We start from the raw sequence: 15,355 nt of genomic DNA on the forward strand, positions 1-15,355 counted from the left end.
GAGCGCAGAAAGGTCTGACACGAGGCCAATCACGCGGCAAGGATTTGGAACTGCTCGGCCAGGGATGGATTCGGACTGAAAGCGAACCTCGCCTGTTGCTTACGTATCATGTGAACCATTCGATGCCGTTTAGGGGGCAGAACAAGAGCTGTTCAAAATCGTACGCGGCCTTTATCAACCAAAGACAGCTACGGCCGATTTGATGGTGATGCCGCCATCGGGGCTTCTGCGCATTTGAAGGTCACAAGTTCAAATCCTGCCCCCGCAACCAATATACAAAAAACCCGGGGCCAAACGGTTACCGGTTTTTTTGTTTGCCCGGCATTCCTTGCAGCAAGCCGCTCTCAACAAAATCAATAGCTTAGTTTCGCAGGTTCAAATCAGGTCGCCTCCTTTCGATCATTGCCGGAGCCGCTGCCGATGACAACAGCCGCCGATCGGTGATGATCGCTTGCCTGTCTTTGATCGCGCTCGCCTCCGTCGTGCTGGCGCTTTCCGCCGGCGTTGGCTTTGTCAGTCCCTGGTTGATCCTTGGGCTGGGTTTTGAAGCTGGAAGTGGGTTCGAGCTGAATGATCCCGCCTGGAACGCCTCCGTGGGCGACATCCTCGATAAACGAGATATCCCGCGCGGTGACGCTGATGTCGGTTGGATACGACATGACGCGCAACATAGGACCGACCTTGGGCGGGGCAACCCTGGCTTTCCGCGGCCCGTTGGCCGCCTCGCCTATTGGGGCGAGGATCAGCTTGATGATCGGTGTAGACACAAGTGGCTCTTCCAAAAATTTGGAAAGCGGAACTTACGAAGGGGCCAATCCTCCGCTAGATGTTTCATCAATATTTGAGACGCGGGGGTTGCTTCTTCGGAGCACCTCACCTGGATCAAAGCACCTCAGTACCGCACCATTCGAAAAGGAAGCTCTTTAATGTCTGTCAAGATTGCCATCAACCCGATCACCTGGACGAACGACGACGTGCCGGAACTTGGTGGTGACACGCCGCTTGAACAGTGCCTCTCCGAAATGCGCCAGGCGGGGTACGCCGGGACCGAGTTGGGCGGAAAATACCCGCGCCAGAGCGCAGCATTGAAGGGGATGCTCGCGCCTTATGGGCTTGAACTCGCCTCTGGCTGGTGGGACGGCCACCTCTACGAGCGGGGTGTGGAGGCAGAGTTTGAGGCTATCCTGGCGCATCTGACGCTGCTTAGGGATCTCGGTGCGAGGCATGTCGTTTACGCCGACACCTCAATGGGTCGCCATGACGGCATTTGGCAGCCCATTTCGAAACGCCCGCGGCTTAGAGATGAGGAATGGGAAGGATATGGCCGCAAGCTCACCGACCTTGCAGAACGCATGGCGGAATTCGGCGTCGGCTTGGCCTTCCACCACCATATGGGCACCATCGTCGAGACAGATGAGGAGATTGACCGGCTTATGTCCGTGACGGGAGAACGCGTTGGTCTCCTGTTCGACAGCGGTCACAGTGCCTTCAGCGGCGGGGATCCGGTGGCTCTCGTTGTCCGCCATGCCAAACGCATCGTCCACGTGCATTGTAAGGATGTGCGCGTTGATGTTCTTCGCGCAGCCCGTGAACGGGACGTCAGCTTCATGGACGCCGTTCTGGAGGGCATCTTCACCGTTCCAGGCGATGGCGGTGTGGATTTTCCCACTATCCTGAAAACTCTCGCCAAAACCGGCTATGGCGGCTGGCTCGTTGTAGAAGCAGAGCAGGATCCAAAGAAGGCCAACCCGCTGACCTATGCAAAGATGGGTCACGAAAACCTGGCGCGCATGGCTGCGGCGGCCGGCTTCCGCTTAGCTTCGGCACACGAAGATTGACGCGAATGACAGCGGCATAAAGTTCAACCCGCAGCGGCTTAATCCTCCCAAGGCGGCGGGTCGGGGGCGACACGTTACGGAGCGTGTCGCCCCATCAAACTTGGAAACGTCACGTGGGGAGAAGCAGTCGGATGTTCGTCAATATCACCCACGCACTGGGCCCGACGTGGGTCCTGCTCGTCTTACCCTGATAGGAGTGATTGTGGCTTGCGCGTCGATGGTCCTCGCCCGATCAAAAGCGGCCGCCTGGAGGAAAGATCGGGCATCGACACTCGCAGAGCTTTTTGAAGCCCCTGGCATGAAACAGCTCGATCCACCCGCTACCGGCATTGCGGCAGCATTGGAGTTTTAGCGAAACGAGACGGAGCGTGGCCGGCCGTGACCGGACCTGCGCGAACAGGAGGAAGCCTCATGGACTCAGTGCGCTGGGGAATTATTGGTACGGCCGCAATCGCCGTGGACAAGGTTATTCCGTCGATGGTGGGCGCGGAAGGGCTGGAGGTGGTGGCGGTCGCCTCCCGCGATGCGGACAAAGCGCGGGCCGTAGCAACCCGTTTCGGAATAGGACGGAGCTACGGATCGTACGATGAGATACTCGCAGATCCGGAAATCGAGGCCGTTTATATCCCCCTGCCGAACCACCTCCATGTGCAATGGGCGATCCGAGCGGCCGAAGCGGGCAAGCATGTTCTATGCGAGAAGCCGTTGGCTTTGGACGTCCAAGAGCTGAGCCGCCTAATCGAGTGCAGGGACCGAACGGGCCGGCGAATCCAGGAGGCGGTGATGATCCGGGCGCATCCGCAGTGGGAAGAAATTCTCGGCATCGTCGATTCCGGCGAGATCGGTGAAGTGCGCGCGGTGCAGGGAGTGTTTACCGAAATCAATCTCGATCCCAAGAGCATCGTGAACAATGCCTCGATCGGCGGCGGGGCGCTCTACGATCTCGGCGTTTACCCGATCGCTGCAGCCCGGATGGTCTTCGGTGCCGAGCCGGAACGCGTTTTTGCCGTCAGCGAATTCGACCCGGTTTTCGGTATCGACAGACTGACGAGCGCCGTCCTACTTTTCCCAGGGGGACATCAGGCTACCCTTATGGTCTCCACCCAACTCGCACTGCGCCACAATGTCGAGATCTTTGGCACCCGGAAGTCGATCAGCCTCAGCAATCCGTTCAACCCCGCGCCGGATGACCACTGCAGGATCGTGTTGGACGATGGCAGCAAGCTCGCGGCGGCCGCAGCCGAGACGAGGCTGGTCGCCCCGGCCGATCAATATCGCCTTCAGGCGGAGCGGTTCAGCGCAGCGATACGTTCCGGGGGCTCTTTGCCGATCGAACTCGAATGGTCGCTGGGAAGCATGGAGGTGCTCAATGCGATCCAACGTTCGGCTGAAAGCGGCAACTGGGAGTCCGTCGAGCGGACCCGTCCACGAACGCCACAGCGGGCAGATGGGGTTGCGCTGACCTGGACCTGATGGATGCGTTTCACGAATGGCCGCCTTGGGGACGTGCTGTTCCTGCAGCCAACTAAGACATGCCGATAGCAGCGATCCGGCCCGACGGCGCGAGGAGCAAATAAGCCGGCAATTCTGGAGAGAAGTCACGTGCCGATGAGAGTGGAGGATCGGCCAATCCCGCAAAATAGGGAGGCGATGAGATGACGGTTAGTCCGAGTACGATGGCTGCGGTGCGTTTAAGCGGTGCGGTCCCGAAGGCGGAGTATTTGCTTACGGTCGAGGGCGTTCGCAAGGAGTTTCCCGGTGTGGTGGCGCTTGACGACGTGTCGTTCCGGCTGAAGCGGGGCACGGTGCATGCGCTGGTGGGCGAGAACGGCGCCGGCAAGTCGACGCTGATGAAGATTCTGGCCGGCATCTACACCCCCGACAAGGGCGACGTGAAGTTCAAGGGCGTCGATATCCAGCTGAAATCACCCCTGGATGCACTCGAAAACGGCATCGCGATGATCCATCAAGAACTCAACCTGATGCCCTTGATGACGGTCGCCGAAAATATCTGGATCCGCCGCGAACCCCTGACCCGCTTCGGTTTCGTCGATCACGGCGAAATGAACCGGAAGACGGCAGACCTGTTCAAGCGCCTGAACATCGCGCTCGACCCGCAGTCGGAAGTGCGCGACCTGTCGATCGCCAACCGGCAGATGGTCGAGATCGCCAAGGCGGTTTCATACGAATCCGACGTGCTGATCATGGACGAGCCCACATCGGCACTCACCGAGCGCGAAGTCTCCCATCTCTTTACCATTATTCGCGACCTGCGCTCGCAGGGCATCGGCATCGTCTACATCACCCACAAGATGAACGAACTGTTCGAGATCGCCGATGAATTTTCGGTGTTCCGCGACGGCAAGTATATCGGTACGCACGCATCCACGGATGCGACCCGCGACGACATCATCAAGATGATGGTCGGCCGCGAGATCACGCAGATGTTCCCGAAGGAAGAGGTTCCGATCGGTGACGTCGTCCTGTCGGTGAAGGACCTCTGTCTGAAAGATGTCTTCCACGATGTTTCCTTCGATGTTCGCGCCGGGGAGATCCTCGGCGTTGCCGGCCTGGTCGGCTCCGGCCGCTCGAACGTTGCCGAGACCCTGTTCGGTGTCACGCCGGCCACGTTCGGTTCGATCCGGATCAACGGCAAGCCGGTCACAATCGCCTCGCCGACGGAAGCGATCAGACACCGCATGGCGTTCCTGACCGAGGACCGCAAGGACACCGGCTGCCTGCTGATCCTCGACGTGCTCGAAAACATGCAGATCGCCGTGCTGCAGGACAAGTTCGTCAATATGGGCTTTGTCGAACAGAAGGCCCTGTCAGCGCAATGCGAAGAGATGGCCCGTAAGCTCAGGGTGAAGACGCCGAACCTCGCCGAGCGCATCGAGAACCTGTCCGGCGGCAATCAGCAGAAGGCGCTGATCGGCCGCTGGCTGTTGACCGAGCCTCGGATACTGATCCTCGACGAGCCAACGCGCGGCATCGACGTCGGTGCCAAGGCGGAAATTCACCGTCTGGTCACCGAACTCGCGCGCGACGGTGTCGCGGTCATCATGATTTCGTCGGAAATGCCGGAGGTTCTTGGCATGAGCGATCGCGTCATGGTCATGCACGAAGGCCGGGTGACCGGCTTCCTCAATCGGGCGGAAGCGACCCAGGTCAAGGTGATGGAGCTTGCGGCGCGCTGACGGCAAAAAATGTCAACCATAGGGAGGAGACAGCATGGATACCAATGTCGCGGCACAGGGCGCAAGCCCGCCGCTTGCCAAGTCGGGGCGGCGCATGCCGGCCGAATTCAATATTTTCCTGGTGCTGGTCGTCATCGCGCTGGTCTATGAGGTGCTCGGCTGGATCTTTATCGGCCAGAGCTTTCTGATGAACCAGCAGCGCCTGACGATCATGATCCTGCAGGTATCGGTGATCGGGATCATTGCCGTCGGCGTCACCCAGGTGATCATCACCGGCGGTATCGACCTGTCCTCCGGCTCCGTCGTGGGCATGACGGCGATGATTGCCGCCAGCGTGGCGCAGGCATCGAGCTGGCCGCGGGCGCTCTATCCGTCGCTGACGGATCTGCCTGCGGTCGTGCCGATCATGCTCTGCCTGGGGATCGGGCTGTTGGCCGGCTTCGTGAATGGCCAGTTGATCGCCCGAACGAAGATTCCGCCGTTTATCGCCACGCTGGGCATGATGGTTTCGGCCCGCGGCGTTTCCAAGTGGTACACGAAGGGCCAGCCGATCTCCGGGCTGACGGACCAGTTCAATTTCATCGGCACGGGCATCTGGCCGGTCGTCGTCTTCCTCGTCGTGGCGCTAGTCTTCCACATTGGCCTGCGCTATACCCGCTACGGCAAGTTCACCTATGCGATCGGCGCCAACGTCCAGGCGGCCCGCATCTCCGGTATCAATGTCGAGGCGCATCTGGTCAAGGTCTATGCGATCGCCGGCATGCTGGCAGGGCTCGCCGGCGCCGTCACGGCGGCCCGCGCCCAGACGGCGCAGGCCGGCATGGGCGTGATGTATGAACTCGACGCAATCGCCGCCGCCGTTATCGGCGGCACATCGCTCACCGGCGGCGCCGGCCGCATCACAGGCACCGTCATCGGCACCATCATCCTCGGCGTCATGACCTCCGGCTTCACCTTCCTGCGCGTCGACGCCTACTACCAGGAAGTCGTCAAGGGCCTCATCATCATCGCCGCCGTCGTCATCGACGTCTATCGGCAGAAGGGACGGAAGAGGGCATAGGTAGGGCGGGAAGAACCTACATTAGCACCAGCCGGGGCGTTTTCGTGCGCCCCGGTTCATCCGCTTCAAAACGTAACGAGGCGATTTTCCATACCCGGCTTTTGGCGCGCGCGGAAAAGGTGGTTTTCTGTTCGTTCCAATGCAACTGGCGTTGAACATTTTGGCCTCCCAGATCGAAAAATGCCTTCTCTTTCCAAGAGCGATTTTAGTTTCGTCTTGCGGATCGTCATCGTGAATGGGGCAACTTTGGGGGCATTGTATCTGCGGGCCACCGGGGCTGCGGGTGCGGTCGCAGCAAAGTATCCCGCGCGCAAACACGCTTCCGTAGCCGCAATGCGTAGCGCGGGAATTCAGGCCAGATTGCAGTTGTTGGCGCTGACGCTGATCGGACGTATTCGTCAGGCACGTATTTGGGCGCGCAATTCGGCAAAGGCCGAAACCTTCGCGCGGGAACTTTCGAATGAGTTTGGATTCACGATAACTGCATGCACGGAACAGATCGAAGCAGTGGCTGGATCTCATATCATCGTCACGACGACGCCGGCTACGAACCGATTTTCAGCACATCACGACCATGGGATCAGACGCTGAACACAAGAATGAACTCAAATCCGGGTCGCCAGGCGAACCATTGGCGAAATCATCAGCCGGGCCGGTCGGCAGCCTGAAGGTTTCGTCACATTCCGCCAGCCTGAGATGCGGCTGTTGATTGCCATCATGCTCGATCGGAGGCACTCGAACAGGGTCTTCCAGACTACGACATTTGCAGGGCCGATCTCATCCTCGTGGTGAGAAACGGGACGCCTTTCCCCCCCTGACTTCTGGTGGACGAGAACGAGCCTGGCCGTCCTCAGCCAGCGCCCCGTCGGGCGGCCCAATGGTTCTGCGGAGGTGACAATGTTCCTCGTCTCCCGATCATCGCTCTGATCTAGGGCCGACGTCCGTCTCCCCAGATAGGATCCCGCTCATTCAGATCGGCTTGGATCAGAATGCGTTGCGCGCCGATGTAGTTTTGGCCCACGACCCAGAACGCGCCGGAGACAGAGCCTTCAACTGCTTTGTCAAAGTCGCAATCCTTCATGACGATGACCGAGCTTCCATAGCAAGCTTCTTCAAGCCCGCCGATCGGCTGATCGCCTCGTCGGTCGCCGCCCGAAAACGACACCATGCGGACCTGGCGCGCAGAGATCAAGCGGTGATCAACTCCCTGGCATGCTTCAAGTGGAGCGCTCTGAACGACGCTTGTGGGGCTCCATCGCAACCTCCTTGTTCAAGGTGTTGCGACGACCGGTTGAATTTGCCTTGCACAACTGGACAAACCCGGCATGAGCCGTCCGATTCACCCGCTAACTGACAATACGACGGGCGAACGCATCGATAACGAAGGCGACAGAAACGAGGCCATGCCAGGCGGTGGACATTTGTGAAATCGCTCACCTAGAGCCGGATCGGCGCGGGAGCCTTGAACTGGCTGTTCACGCGGTCGAGCGGGCTGGCAGCCGGCTTGTCTGGAAATGTCGAGCGGATCGGCATTGCCTCGGGTAATGCTCTGAAGACCCATCACCCTCATGAGCCGAGCGAGGGTGCATCTGGCGACGTCGAACAGGCAGAACTTTTCGTCATCGACTTGACGCCCTCCCGCAATGATCCGCGCCGAACGGGCAAACCGTCTGTCCATTTCCGAAACGATGAGTCCTTCAACACCTCATACTCGTCGATGCGAATTTGCGCGGAATCGGGTTCGATAGCCTCGATCTCTCCCGGCGCATTTGCGTGCAGGCAAAGAAAGTTGAGGCCGGGTTCGATTTGCTCAAAAAGATGTTGGTATCGCTCGGCTGCAGGTTGCCTCCTGTGCCAGGGCGTCTCAAGGGCTTTGGTTGCAAGTATTTCGCCGGCGTTAACGAGACGCTCTGCTGCACTTGTATAACTATCTTGGTCAACCGCCCCCAGATTGTGTTTAGGCCCGTATGCTGCGATCGTTGCTGGGAACACTGTGGGTAGTTTAAACTCAAGGCAGAGTGCGACATATCGGTCAACAAACTCGGGTGAAAAGACGCCACCCATATGGCCATCAACATGCGTGGGGGTCAGACCCGCCGAGAGAAAGGTCTCGATTTGAGCACGCATCTCGGCGTCGACCGCGTCTGGATGGGCATGACGCCGCAGCTCCGCTACACTCCGCCACATGAAGCCGTCGCCGTCGATGAGCCCCGATGAAGCTGAAACCTTTGTGAGAGGCCGCCATCGATAGTGGCGCTTCTCGGATGTGAGTGTGAGATGGATGCCGAGATTAAGATCTGGTTCCAGCGCGCCAGCCTCGGCGATTTCGGGAAACCATGGACACGGGACCATAACGGATCCTGAATCCACCGCTCCAAGCCGACGCAGCTCAATATAAGCTTGATTGGCGCCGTGACACATGCCAACGTCGTCGATATTGATCACCACGAAGGGAGGTTTGAACTCTCCGTTGTCGCTTTTCCCAACATTGGTCATCCTGATTATTTCCCTCCTACTCACCACTCCACCTACTTATCCGTCTGATTGAGTTCGCGTGACAGTACTTCGGTGGCTGCTTCGGCGACGGCGAGCGCGGCAACAGCGTCTGGAGCGGTTGCACCCTGTGGTGCCCCTCCCTCGGCAGCTTGAACGAAATCTTCAAGCTGGGCCCGGAGGGCATTCAGGAAGACCGCTTCTCCATCTGGGGGCCAAAAGAAGCGAGATTCGGCAAAGCCTGCGGTGCCGAAGACTTGAGTCCAGCAAGCATCCCCAAGTGGAAATCTCCGCCCTAGCGAAACGAGACCGCTGCTACCGTCTGACAAATCGCAAAGTAGATGAACAGCATCGGGATCGACTTTCACCGCTTCTGCAAATGTAGTTTTCGAGGCAGCAACGCGAAAATTGGTCGGTTCCTGGCCTGTAAGCCAGCGCATCTGATCAAATTCATGGACGCCCATGTCGACAAACGCACCGCCTCCAGTAGCTCGGAATGAAGCCGCTGGGGGTGTTTCATCCCATTGAAAGCAAGAAACGAGGTAAAGGTCACCAAGCAGCCCCGCGCGGATGTTATCTCGGAGTTGCTTCAGCTCAGGAACGAACCGTCGCCAGTATCCTATCTGCAAGTGCACTTTAAACCGTTCTGCCACCTCGGCGGCCTTGCGAGCTTCTTCGGCAGTGACGCCGCAGGGCTTTTCGCAGAGGATGGGTAAGCCGCGTGCCGCTATCTCTGCGACTGTATCCACATGCGTCTTGCTGGGGGTTGCGATAAGAACGCCATCAACTTCGCCGGAATCTATCATCTCACCGGCGGTTTCATACGTTTTAATCCCGCTGCCCGCCAAACTAAGGCGAGTAGCGGCTACCGGATCCGCGACGGCAGCGATTTCGACAAGCGAGCTTTCAGCAGCAGCACGAAGATGAACCTGACCCATTCGGCCAGCACCAATTAAACCAAGACGGAATTTGCTCATAGTTAATCCAGCGGTTAGAGTTTAATAACGGATAGGTTCAAAGCGGATCTGCCTTTGCCGCAGTCCACTCAGCCTCGCACAAGACCATGGCCTTACGACCATTCACTCTGCCAACCTGTAGGGTTAGATCCGATTGGTCGAGCTTGAGCGGCATGATGGCGCGTACTGTTGGGTATGCACCGGTGGCAGGCACGGTTGACGGTGTTTAGCATTTGAGGTCACTATTCTCGCGCCGATCCATGTCCGGCTGGAGTCCAGGAGCGAAATGTGCCATCTCGTCGCCCCCTTTAGTGGTAGACGGACGCATCGGAGTTGGGCGCGCCGGCGGCGCGCCCCAGATCAAGTTCAGTTCTTTACCTGAAACTCGGCCATATTCCCCTTCGTGACTAGCACGAAGGGGATATACAACTTTCTTTCCAATGCTTCGCCCTTGGCGAGCTTGAGTGCGGCATCAATTGAACCCTTGCCTTGGCCGACAGCGTCCTGGAACACGGTGACGTCCAAATCGCCGGCCGCCATCGCATAGAGCGCGTCATCGGTAGCATCGATGCCGCCGATGACGACCGAATCCATGGAGCGGCCTGCGGCCTTCAGCGCCTGAATGGCACCGATCGCCATTTCGTCGTTGTTGGCAATGACGGCATCGAATTCCAAACCGCTGGAAAGCCAGTTGGTCATCAGGTCGGTGCCCTGGGTGCGCTGCCAGTTGGCGGTCTGCTCCTGGACGATCTCGATGCCCTTACATTCGTCGGTGGCGAGAACGTCATGCACGTCCTTGGTGCGCATGCGGGCCGCCTCGTTCGACAACTCGCCCATCATGACAACGGCCTTGCCCTTGCCCTTCAGCAGACGGCACATCTCCTTGGTTTGCAGCGTGCCGGAATCGACCTCGTTCGAGGCGACGAAGGCTTGCGTCTCCGGAAGCGTGTCTATGTTTACCGGCAAGCGGTTGACGTAGACAAGAGGAATGCCGGCGTCTGCCGCGAGCTTCGACAGGACGACCGTCGCGTCCGTGTCGACTGGCTGGACGATGATGGCATCCACCCCGGCTGCAATGAAGTTCTGGATCTGGCTCTGCTGCTTGGCGACGTCATTCAGTGCGTCTTCGATCTGTAGTTCCACGCCGTCGAGCGACTTGGCGTAGTCCTCCATTCCGTTGCGTAGCACCGTCCCGAACTTGTCGTCGAACACCGCCATCGAAGCGCCAATGGTCTCCGCATGCGCAGCCGTCGACATCAGGACAGCCATCACACTGCCTATAATGAATTTTTTCATTTCGTTTTTCTCCTCCGCTCTTCGGTGCCGGCACATCCAACACTTGAAGAGACCACAGATTGAAGGGATAATGGCCCAACTGAAAGAGCAGCTTTCAACGATTTTGAAGGAACCAATTTGGCCAAGCGACGCACCCGTTTTCCCTCGGATATGCTTGTTCTTGATCGCGACGCAGATGTACCTATGCACCGGCAGCTCTACGAAAAGCTGCGTGCAGAAATACTCGCCGGTCATCTGAAGGCTGACACACGCCTCCCACCCACCCGTTTGATGGCCGAGGATCTCGGCGTTAGCCGCAACACGGTGATCACTACTTACGACACTCTTCTCGCTGAGGGGTATCTGGAATCGCGTTCAGGATCGGGCACCTGGGTGGCGACGCTGCCCGCAGACGCCGTCACTCAGCGGAATTCGGTTGGCAGGGCCGGTGCGCCGTCTCTCTCATCCCGCGGTACGAGAATGGCTAATCAGCCGCGAGACCGGACGATCCCTGATCGCATAGCCTTCCATCCCGGCTATCCGGAGATCAAAGCGTTTCCCTTCTCCACGTGGGCACGGCTGCTCAAGCGGCACGCGCGATATTCCCATGAAGACCTCTACGGCTACCATTGGGTTACGGGCCACCCGCGGCTGAAGGCGGCGATAGCAGAATACCTGCGGGCTTCACGGGGTGTGGAGTGCAACCCCGAGCAGGTGATCGTGGTCAACGGCACGCAAGCCGCCCTCGACATTCTTGCTCGCATGCTCGTCGACGAAGGCGATATCTGCTGGATGGAGGAGCCCGGCTACGTTGGCGCCCAAAACGCACTCCTGAGCGCCGGCGCAAGACTCGTGCCATTGCCTGTCGGACCAGACGGCTGGTCGCTAGACGACGAGACCCGGCCATCGCCGCGTCTGATCTTCGTCACGCCATCCTGCCAATGGCCGCTAGGCTGCGTCATGCGCATGGAAGACAGGCTGCGGCTTCTTCAGATTGCCGAGAGGCACGATGCCTGGATTGTCGAGGACGACTACGACAGCGAGTATCGTTTCCGCGGACGGCCGATACCGGCGATGCAGGGCTTGGACAAGTCCGGGCGCGTAATCTATGTGGGCACCTTTGCGAAGACGCTCTTCCCCTCGCTGAGGATCGGCTTCATCGTTGTGCCGCCGCATCTCTCGGAAGGGTTCAAGCGGGTTGCCAGCAACACAGGCCACTATCCCTCCCTCCTGCTGCAAGCTGCACTCGCGGATTTCATCAGCGAGGGCTACTTCGCCACACATCTTCGGCGGATGCGCCGCCTTTATGCTGATCGGCAGAAGGTATTCGTCGCTGAGTGCCGGCGCCATCTCGCTGACTGGCTCACAATCGATGAAAACGACGCGGGCATGCAACTTGTTGCGCGCTTCACGCGGGGGCTTGAAGATGAGATTCTGTGGCAGGCGGCGCAGAGGCAGGGCGTGAATTTCTCACCACTGTCACGACAGTTCTTCCATAGCCCGCCCCAACAGGGCGCCATACTGGGTTACGCTGGCATCGACCTGAAGACCATGCGCGAGGGGATTAGTTCATTGCGTGCAGCCTTCGTGAACCTAGAGAGCAGCGGCGCTCTCGGCCCGCCGGAGCGTGCTTTACCACCGCGGCCGTGATACCGGCTTCCGATGCGCACTGAACCCAGCCGAGCATAAGGGGGTAATACGCCCAGGAAAAAGCGGTGCTCTCCAAAAACTAGAAAGTGGCTCTCACGAAGGGACCAATCATGGGTTAGCATAATTTAGCATTAAAACCGGAGGCACCCAATGGTTCCGACAAAAAGAGATTACAGCCTGCTTGGTCGCGATACCGAAGCCGCGGTTGAGAGTGGGCTTGCAGCAGCCGAGTGGTATCACACCGACGTTCCGCGCAAGCAGATGAAGGAACTGATGAAGCGCGAGGATGGTCCTGCCATCCGCGACACCATCATCTGGCTCGGCAGCATGGTCCTTTTCGGCGGCCTCGGCATCTATTTCTGGGGCACGTGGTTCGCCGTGCCATTTTTCCTCGCCTATGGCGTACTCTATGGCTCGGCTTCCGACAGCCGCTGGCACGAATGCGGCCACGGCACGGCCTTCAAGACCCGCTGGATGAATGATGTCGTCTACCAGATCGCCTGCTTCATGATCATGCGCAATCCGGTGACATGGCGCTGGAGCCACACCCGCCACCACACCGACACGGTGATTGTCGGCCGCGATCCGGAGATCGCTGTTATGCGTCCGCCGGATCTCCTGAGAATCGTCGTCAATGTCTTTGGCATCATTGATGTCTGGCATGCGGTCATCGATATGGTGCGTAACGCGGCCGGGATCGTCAGCGCCGAGGAGAAGACATTCATCCCGGAGATGGAGCAGCCGAAGGTGATCCGCGTGGCACGGATATGGGTAGCGATCTATGCGGTAACGATCGGGTTCTCGATCTGGTTGGGTTCCATCCTGCCGCTGATGCTGATCGGGCTGCCGCGATTCTACGGCGCCTGGCATGCGGTGATGACGGGCCTTTTGCAGCACGGAGGCCTTGCCGACAACGTGACCGACCACCGGCTCAACAGCCGCACCGTCTTTATGAATCCGCTGAGCCGCTTCATCTATTGGAACATGAACTATCATGTGGAGCACCACATGTTTCCGATGGTGCCCTATCATGCGCTGCCGAAGCTCCACGCCATCATCAAGTACGACCTGCCTGCCGCCAATCCGTCGATCCTTCACGGCTTCCGCGAAATGATCCCAGCCTTTCTGCGGCAATTGCGCAACGAGGACTATTTCCTGAAGCGCGAGCTGCCGCCGACGGCGAGGCCTTATCGCGAAGAGTTCCACAGCGACCGGGGCGTCCACGCCGCCGAGTGAGGCGAGCCGGCAATCAGACAATGCGATGAATGGAGGAAACCATGAGCTCGAACTGGGTCCAGGTCTGCGCAGCCGACGATATCGACGAGGAAGACGTCATCCGTTTCGACCATGAAGGCCGTACCTTCGCCGTCTACCGCAGCCCCGATGACGAATACTTTGCGACGGACGGGCTCTGCACCCATGAGCAGATCCACCTCGCCGAGGGGCTGGTGATGGACGACATCATCGAATGTCCGAAGCACAACGGTCGCTTCAACTATAAAACCGGCCAGGCCAAGGGGGCGCCCGTTTGCGTCAACCTGAAGACCTATCCGGTCAAGGTCGAGGCCGGCAGCGTCTTCATAGCGATTACCTGAGCACGCGGCCTGATGCTTCAGGCGCGAGGGGAGGAGAACATGAGCCATATTGTGATCGTCGGCGCCGGCGAATGCGGCGCAAGGGCGGCTTTTGCCCTCAGGGAAAAGGGTTTTGGGGGCGAAATCACCCTGATCGGCGCTGAACCCCACCTCCCTTACGAGCGGCCGCCGCTTTCCAAGGAAGGGCTCGCCTGCGGGGGGGCGCCGAAATACGTGGCCGGCCCCGAGCGCTATGACGACGCTCAGATTACCGTATTGATCGGTGTCCCGGTCGAGGCGATTGACCGAAGGCGCAAGGCGGTGCGGCTCGCGGATGGCCGTGCCATTGACTACGATCGGCTGCTGCTTGCGACCGGCGCCCGGCCGCGCGCCCTTCTGAGCGTGAGCGGGAACATCGAGCGTATCCGGATGCTCCGGACCCATACCGATGCTCTGGCGATCCGTGGCGAACTTGCGCCGGGGCGGAAGCTCGCCATCATCGGCGGCGGCTTTATCGGTCTAGAACTCGCTGCGACGGCCCGCAAGCTCGGCGCCGACGTCGTGGTCATCGAGGGCTTGCCGCGCATCCTTTCCCGCGGCGTGCCGGAGGAGATCGCAGCAGTCGTTGCCGAGCGGCACCGGCAGGAAGGCGTCAAGATTGTTTGCGGCGCGCGCATCGCGGCGCTTGAGGCGGATGATGATAACGGACGAGTCCTCTTCGCCGATGGCGCCTGTATGCCCGCCGATCTCATTGTCGTCGGCATTGGGGTGATCCCGAACACCGAACTTGCGGAGGCTGCCGGAATCCTGGTCGAAAACGGCATCGCCGTTGACGAAACGCTCGAAACCTCGGACCCCGACATCTATGCGGCGGGCGACTGCTGTTCCTTTCCGCTCTCGCACTACGACGGCCGGCGGGTGCGGCTCGAAGCCTGGCGCAATGCGCAGGATCAGGGGACGATCGCTGCTGCCAACCTGATGGGTGCGGCCGAGCCTGTCACAAGCGTACCGTGGTTCTGGTCGGATCAATACGAGCTGACTCTGCAGATTGCCGGCCTCGCCGATGGCGCTGTGGCGACTGTCCGACGCGACCTCGGGAACGACGCATTCATTCTGTTCCACCTCGCCAGCGAGGGGCGGCTGATCGCCGCAAGCGGCATTGGCCCCGGGAGTGCGGTCGCCCGCGACATTCGCCTTGCGGAAATGCTCATCGCCGCAGGTAGCCGCCCGGACCCAGCAGCACTTGCCTCGCCCGAGACCAAGCTCAAGAAACTCTTGGCGGCCTGAGCGCCGCCAGAGCTCGCCATTCAAC

At 59.5% G+C, this 15,355-nt stretch carries 13 protein-coding genes and 3 pseudogenes; 10 read left to right on the top strand and 6 right to left on the bottom strand.

Annotated features, from left to right (window positions below; all coding sequences use genetic code 11):
- Positions 1 to 29 precede the first annotated feature (29 nt).
- Positions 30 to 119 (bottom strand): annotated as a pseudogene (locus tag BLM14_RS31610) (IS6 family transposase); the annotation flags it as partial.
- A 273-nt stretch (positions 120 to 392) separates the two neighbouring features.
- On the opposite strand from BLM14_RS31610, the pseudogene BLM14_RS32195 reads away from it, so the two are divergent.
- The 6 genes and pseudogenes from BLM14_RS32195 to BLM14_RS26730 all read left to right on the top strand — a co-directional run.
- Positions 393 to 738: pseudogene (locus tag BLM14_RS32195) on the top strand (MFS transporter); the annotation flags it as partial.
- 188 nt (positions 739 to 926) lie between these two features.
- Positions 927 to 1,838, top strand: a complete 912-nt coding sequence (gene iolE / locus BLM14_RS26710) for a myo-inosose-2 dehydratase (RefSeq protein ID WP_100003103.1) — start codon at positions 927 to 929, stop codon at positions 1,836 to 1,838.
- Positions 1,839 to 2,249: 411 nt separating this feature from the next.
- Positions 2,250 to 3,311, top strand: a complete 1,062-nt coding sequence (locus BLM14_RS26715) for a Gfo/Idh/MocA family protein (RefSeq protein WP_100003104.1) — start codon at positions 2,250 to 2,252, stop codon at positions 3,309 to 3,311.
- Between the two features lie 182 nt (positions 3,312 to 3,493).
- The gene (locus BLM14_RS26720; protein ID WP_100003105.1) at positions 3,494 to 5,035 is read left to right on the top strand and encodes a sugar ABC transporter ATP-binding protein; all 1,542 of its coding nucleotides are present in this window, start codon (positions 3,494 to 3,496) and stop codon (positions 5,033 to 5,035) included.
- Positions 5,036 to 5,069: 34 nt separating this feature from the next.
- Complete coding sequence (locus BLM14_RS26725) at positions 5,070 to 6,095, top strand: ABC transporter permease (protein WP_100003106.1); 1,026 nt, start codon at positions 5,070 to 5,072, stop codon at positions 6,093 to 6,095.
- 216 nt (positions 6,096 to 6,311) lie between these two features.
- On the top strand, positions 6,312 to 6,686 hold the full coding sequence (locus tag BLM14_RS26730) for a hypothetical protein (RefSeq protein ID WP_237143708.1): 375 nt from the start codon (positions 6,312 to 6,314) through the stop codon (positions 6,684 to 6,686).
- A gap of 337 nt (positions 6,687 to 7,023) precedes the next feature.
- On the opposite strand, the gene BLM14_RS26735 is transcribed toward BLM14_RS26730, so the two are convergent.
- The 5 genes and pseudogenes from BLM14_RS26735 to BLM14_RS26755 form a co-directional block, all read right to left on the bottom strand.
- Entirely contained in the window at positions 7,024 to 7,287 is a 264-nt protein-coding gene (locus BLM14_RS26735) for an aldehyde dehydrogenase family protein (protein ID WP_108724309.1), read from the bottom strand.
- A 157-nt stretch (positions 7,288 to 7,444) separates the two neighbouring features.
- Positions 7,445 to 7,698: pseudogene (locus tag BLM14_RS31615) on the bottom strand (IS3 family transposase); the annotation flags it as partial.
- On the bottom strand, positions 7,662 to 8,591 hold the full coding sequence (locus BLM14_RS26745; RefSeq protein WP_100003107.1) for a polysaccharide deacetylase family protein: 930 nt from the start codon (positions 8,589 to 8,591) through the stop codon (positions 7,662 to 7,664). The gene BLM14_RS26745 and the pseudogene BLM14_RS31615, both read right to left, overlap by 37 nt.
- Before the next feature lie 32 nt (positions 8,592 to 8,623).
- Entirely contained in the window at positions 8,624 to 9,565 is a 942-nt protein-coding gene (locus tag BLM14_RS26750; RefSeq protein ID WP_100003108.1) for a Gfo/Idh/MocA family protein, read from the bottom strand.
- Positions 9,566 to 9,910: 345 nt separating this feature from the next.
- A complete protein-coding gene (locus tag BLM14_RS26755) occupies positions 9,911 to 10,840 on the bottom strand; it encodes a sugar ABC transporter substrate-binding protein (protein ID WP_100003109.1) in 930 nt (309 codons plus the stop codon).
- A gap of 117 nt (positions 10,841 to 10,957) precedes the next feature.
- Here BLM14_RS26755 and mocR point away from each other — a divergent pair, with 117 nt between their 5' ends.
- The 4 genes from mocR to BLM14_RS26775 all read left to right on the top strand — a co-directional run bounded on the left by mocR (position 10,958) and on the right by BLM14_RS26775 (position 15,330).
- Entirely contained in the window at positions 10,958 to 12,469 is a 1,512-nt protein-coding gene (gene mocR, locus BLM14_RS26760; protein WP_237143709.1) for a rhizopine catabolism transcriptional regulator MocR, read from the top strand.
- A 150-nt stretch (positions 12,470 to 12,619) separates the two neighbouring features.
- A complete protein-coding gene (locus BLM14_RS26765; RefSeq protein ID WP_100003110.1) occupies positions 12,620 to 13,705 on the top strand; it encodes a fatty acid desaturase family protein in 1,086 nt (361 codons plus the stop codon).
- A gap of 41 nt (positions 13,706 to 13,746) precedes the next feature.
- Positions 13,747 to 14,064: a MocE family 2Fe-2S type ferredoxin gene (locus BLM14_RS26770; RefSeq protein ID WP_100003111.1), complete on the top strand. Its 318-nt coding sequence runs from the start codon at positions 13,747 to 13,749 to the stop codon at positions 14,062 to 14,064.
- A gap of 39 nt (positions 14,065 to 14,103) precedes the next feature.
- On the top strand, positions 14,104 to 15,330 hold the full coding sequence (locus BLM14_RS26775; protein WP_100003112.1) for an NAD(P)/FAD-dependent oxidoreductase: 1,227 nt from the start codon (positions 14,104 to 14,106) through the stop codon (positions 15,328 to 15,330).
- The last annotated feature ends 25 nt before the right edge of the window (positions 15,331 to 15,355 follow it).

Origin of the sequence: Phyllobacterium zundukense (assembly GCF_002764115.1) — a bacterium.
Classification (GTDB): Bacteria; Pseudomonadota; Alphaproteobacteria; order Rhizobiales; family Rhizobiaceae; genus Phyllobacterium; species Phyllobacterium zundukense.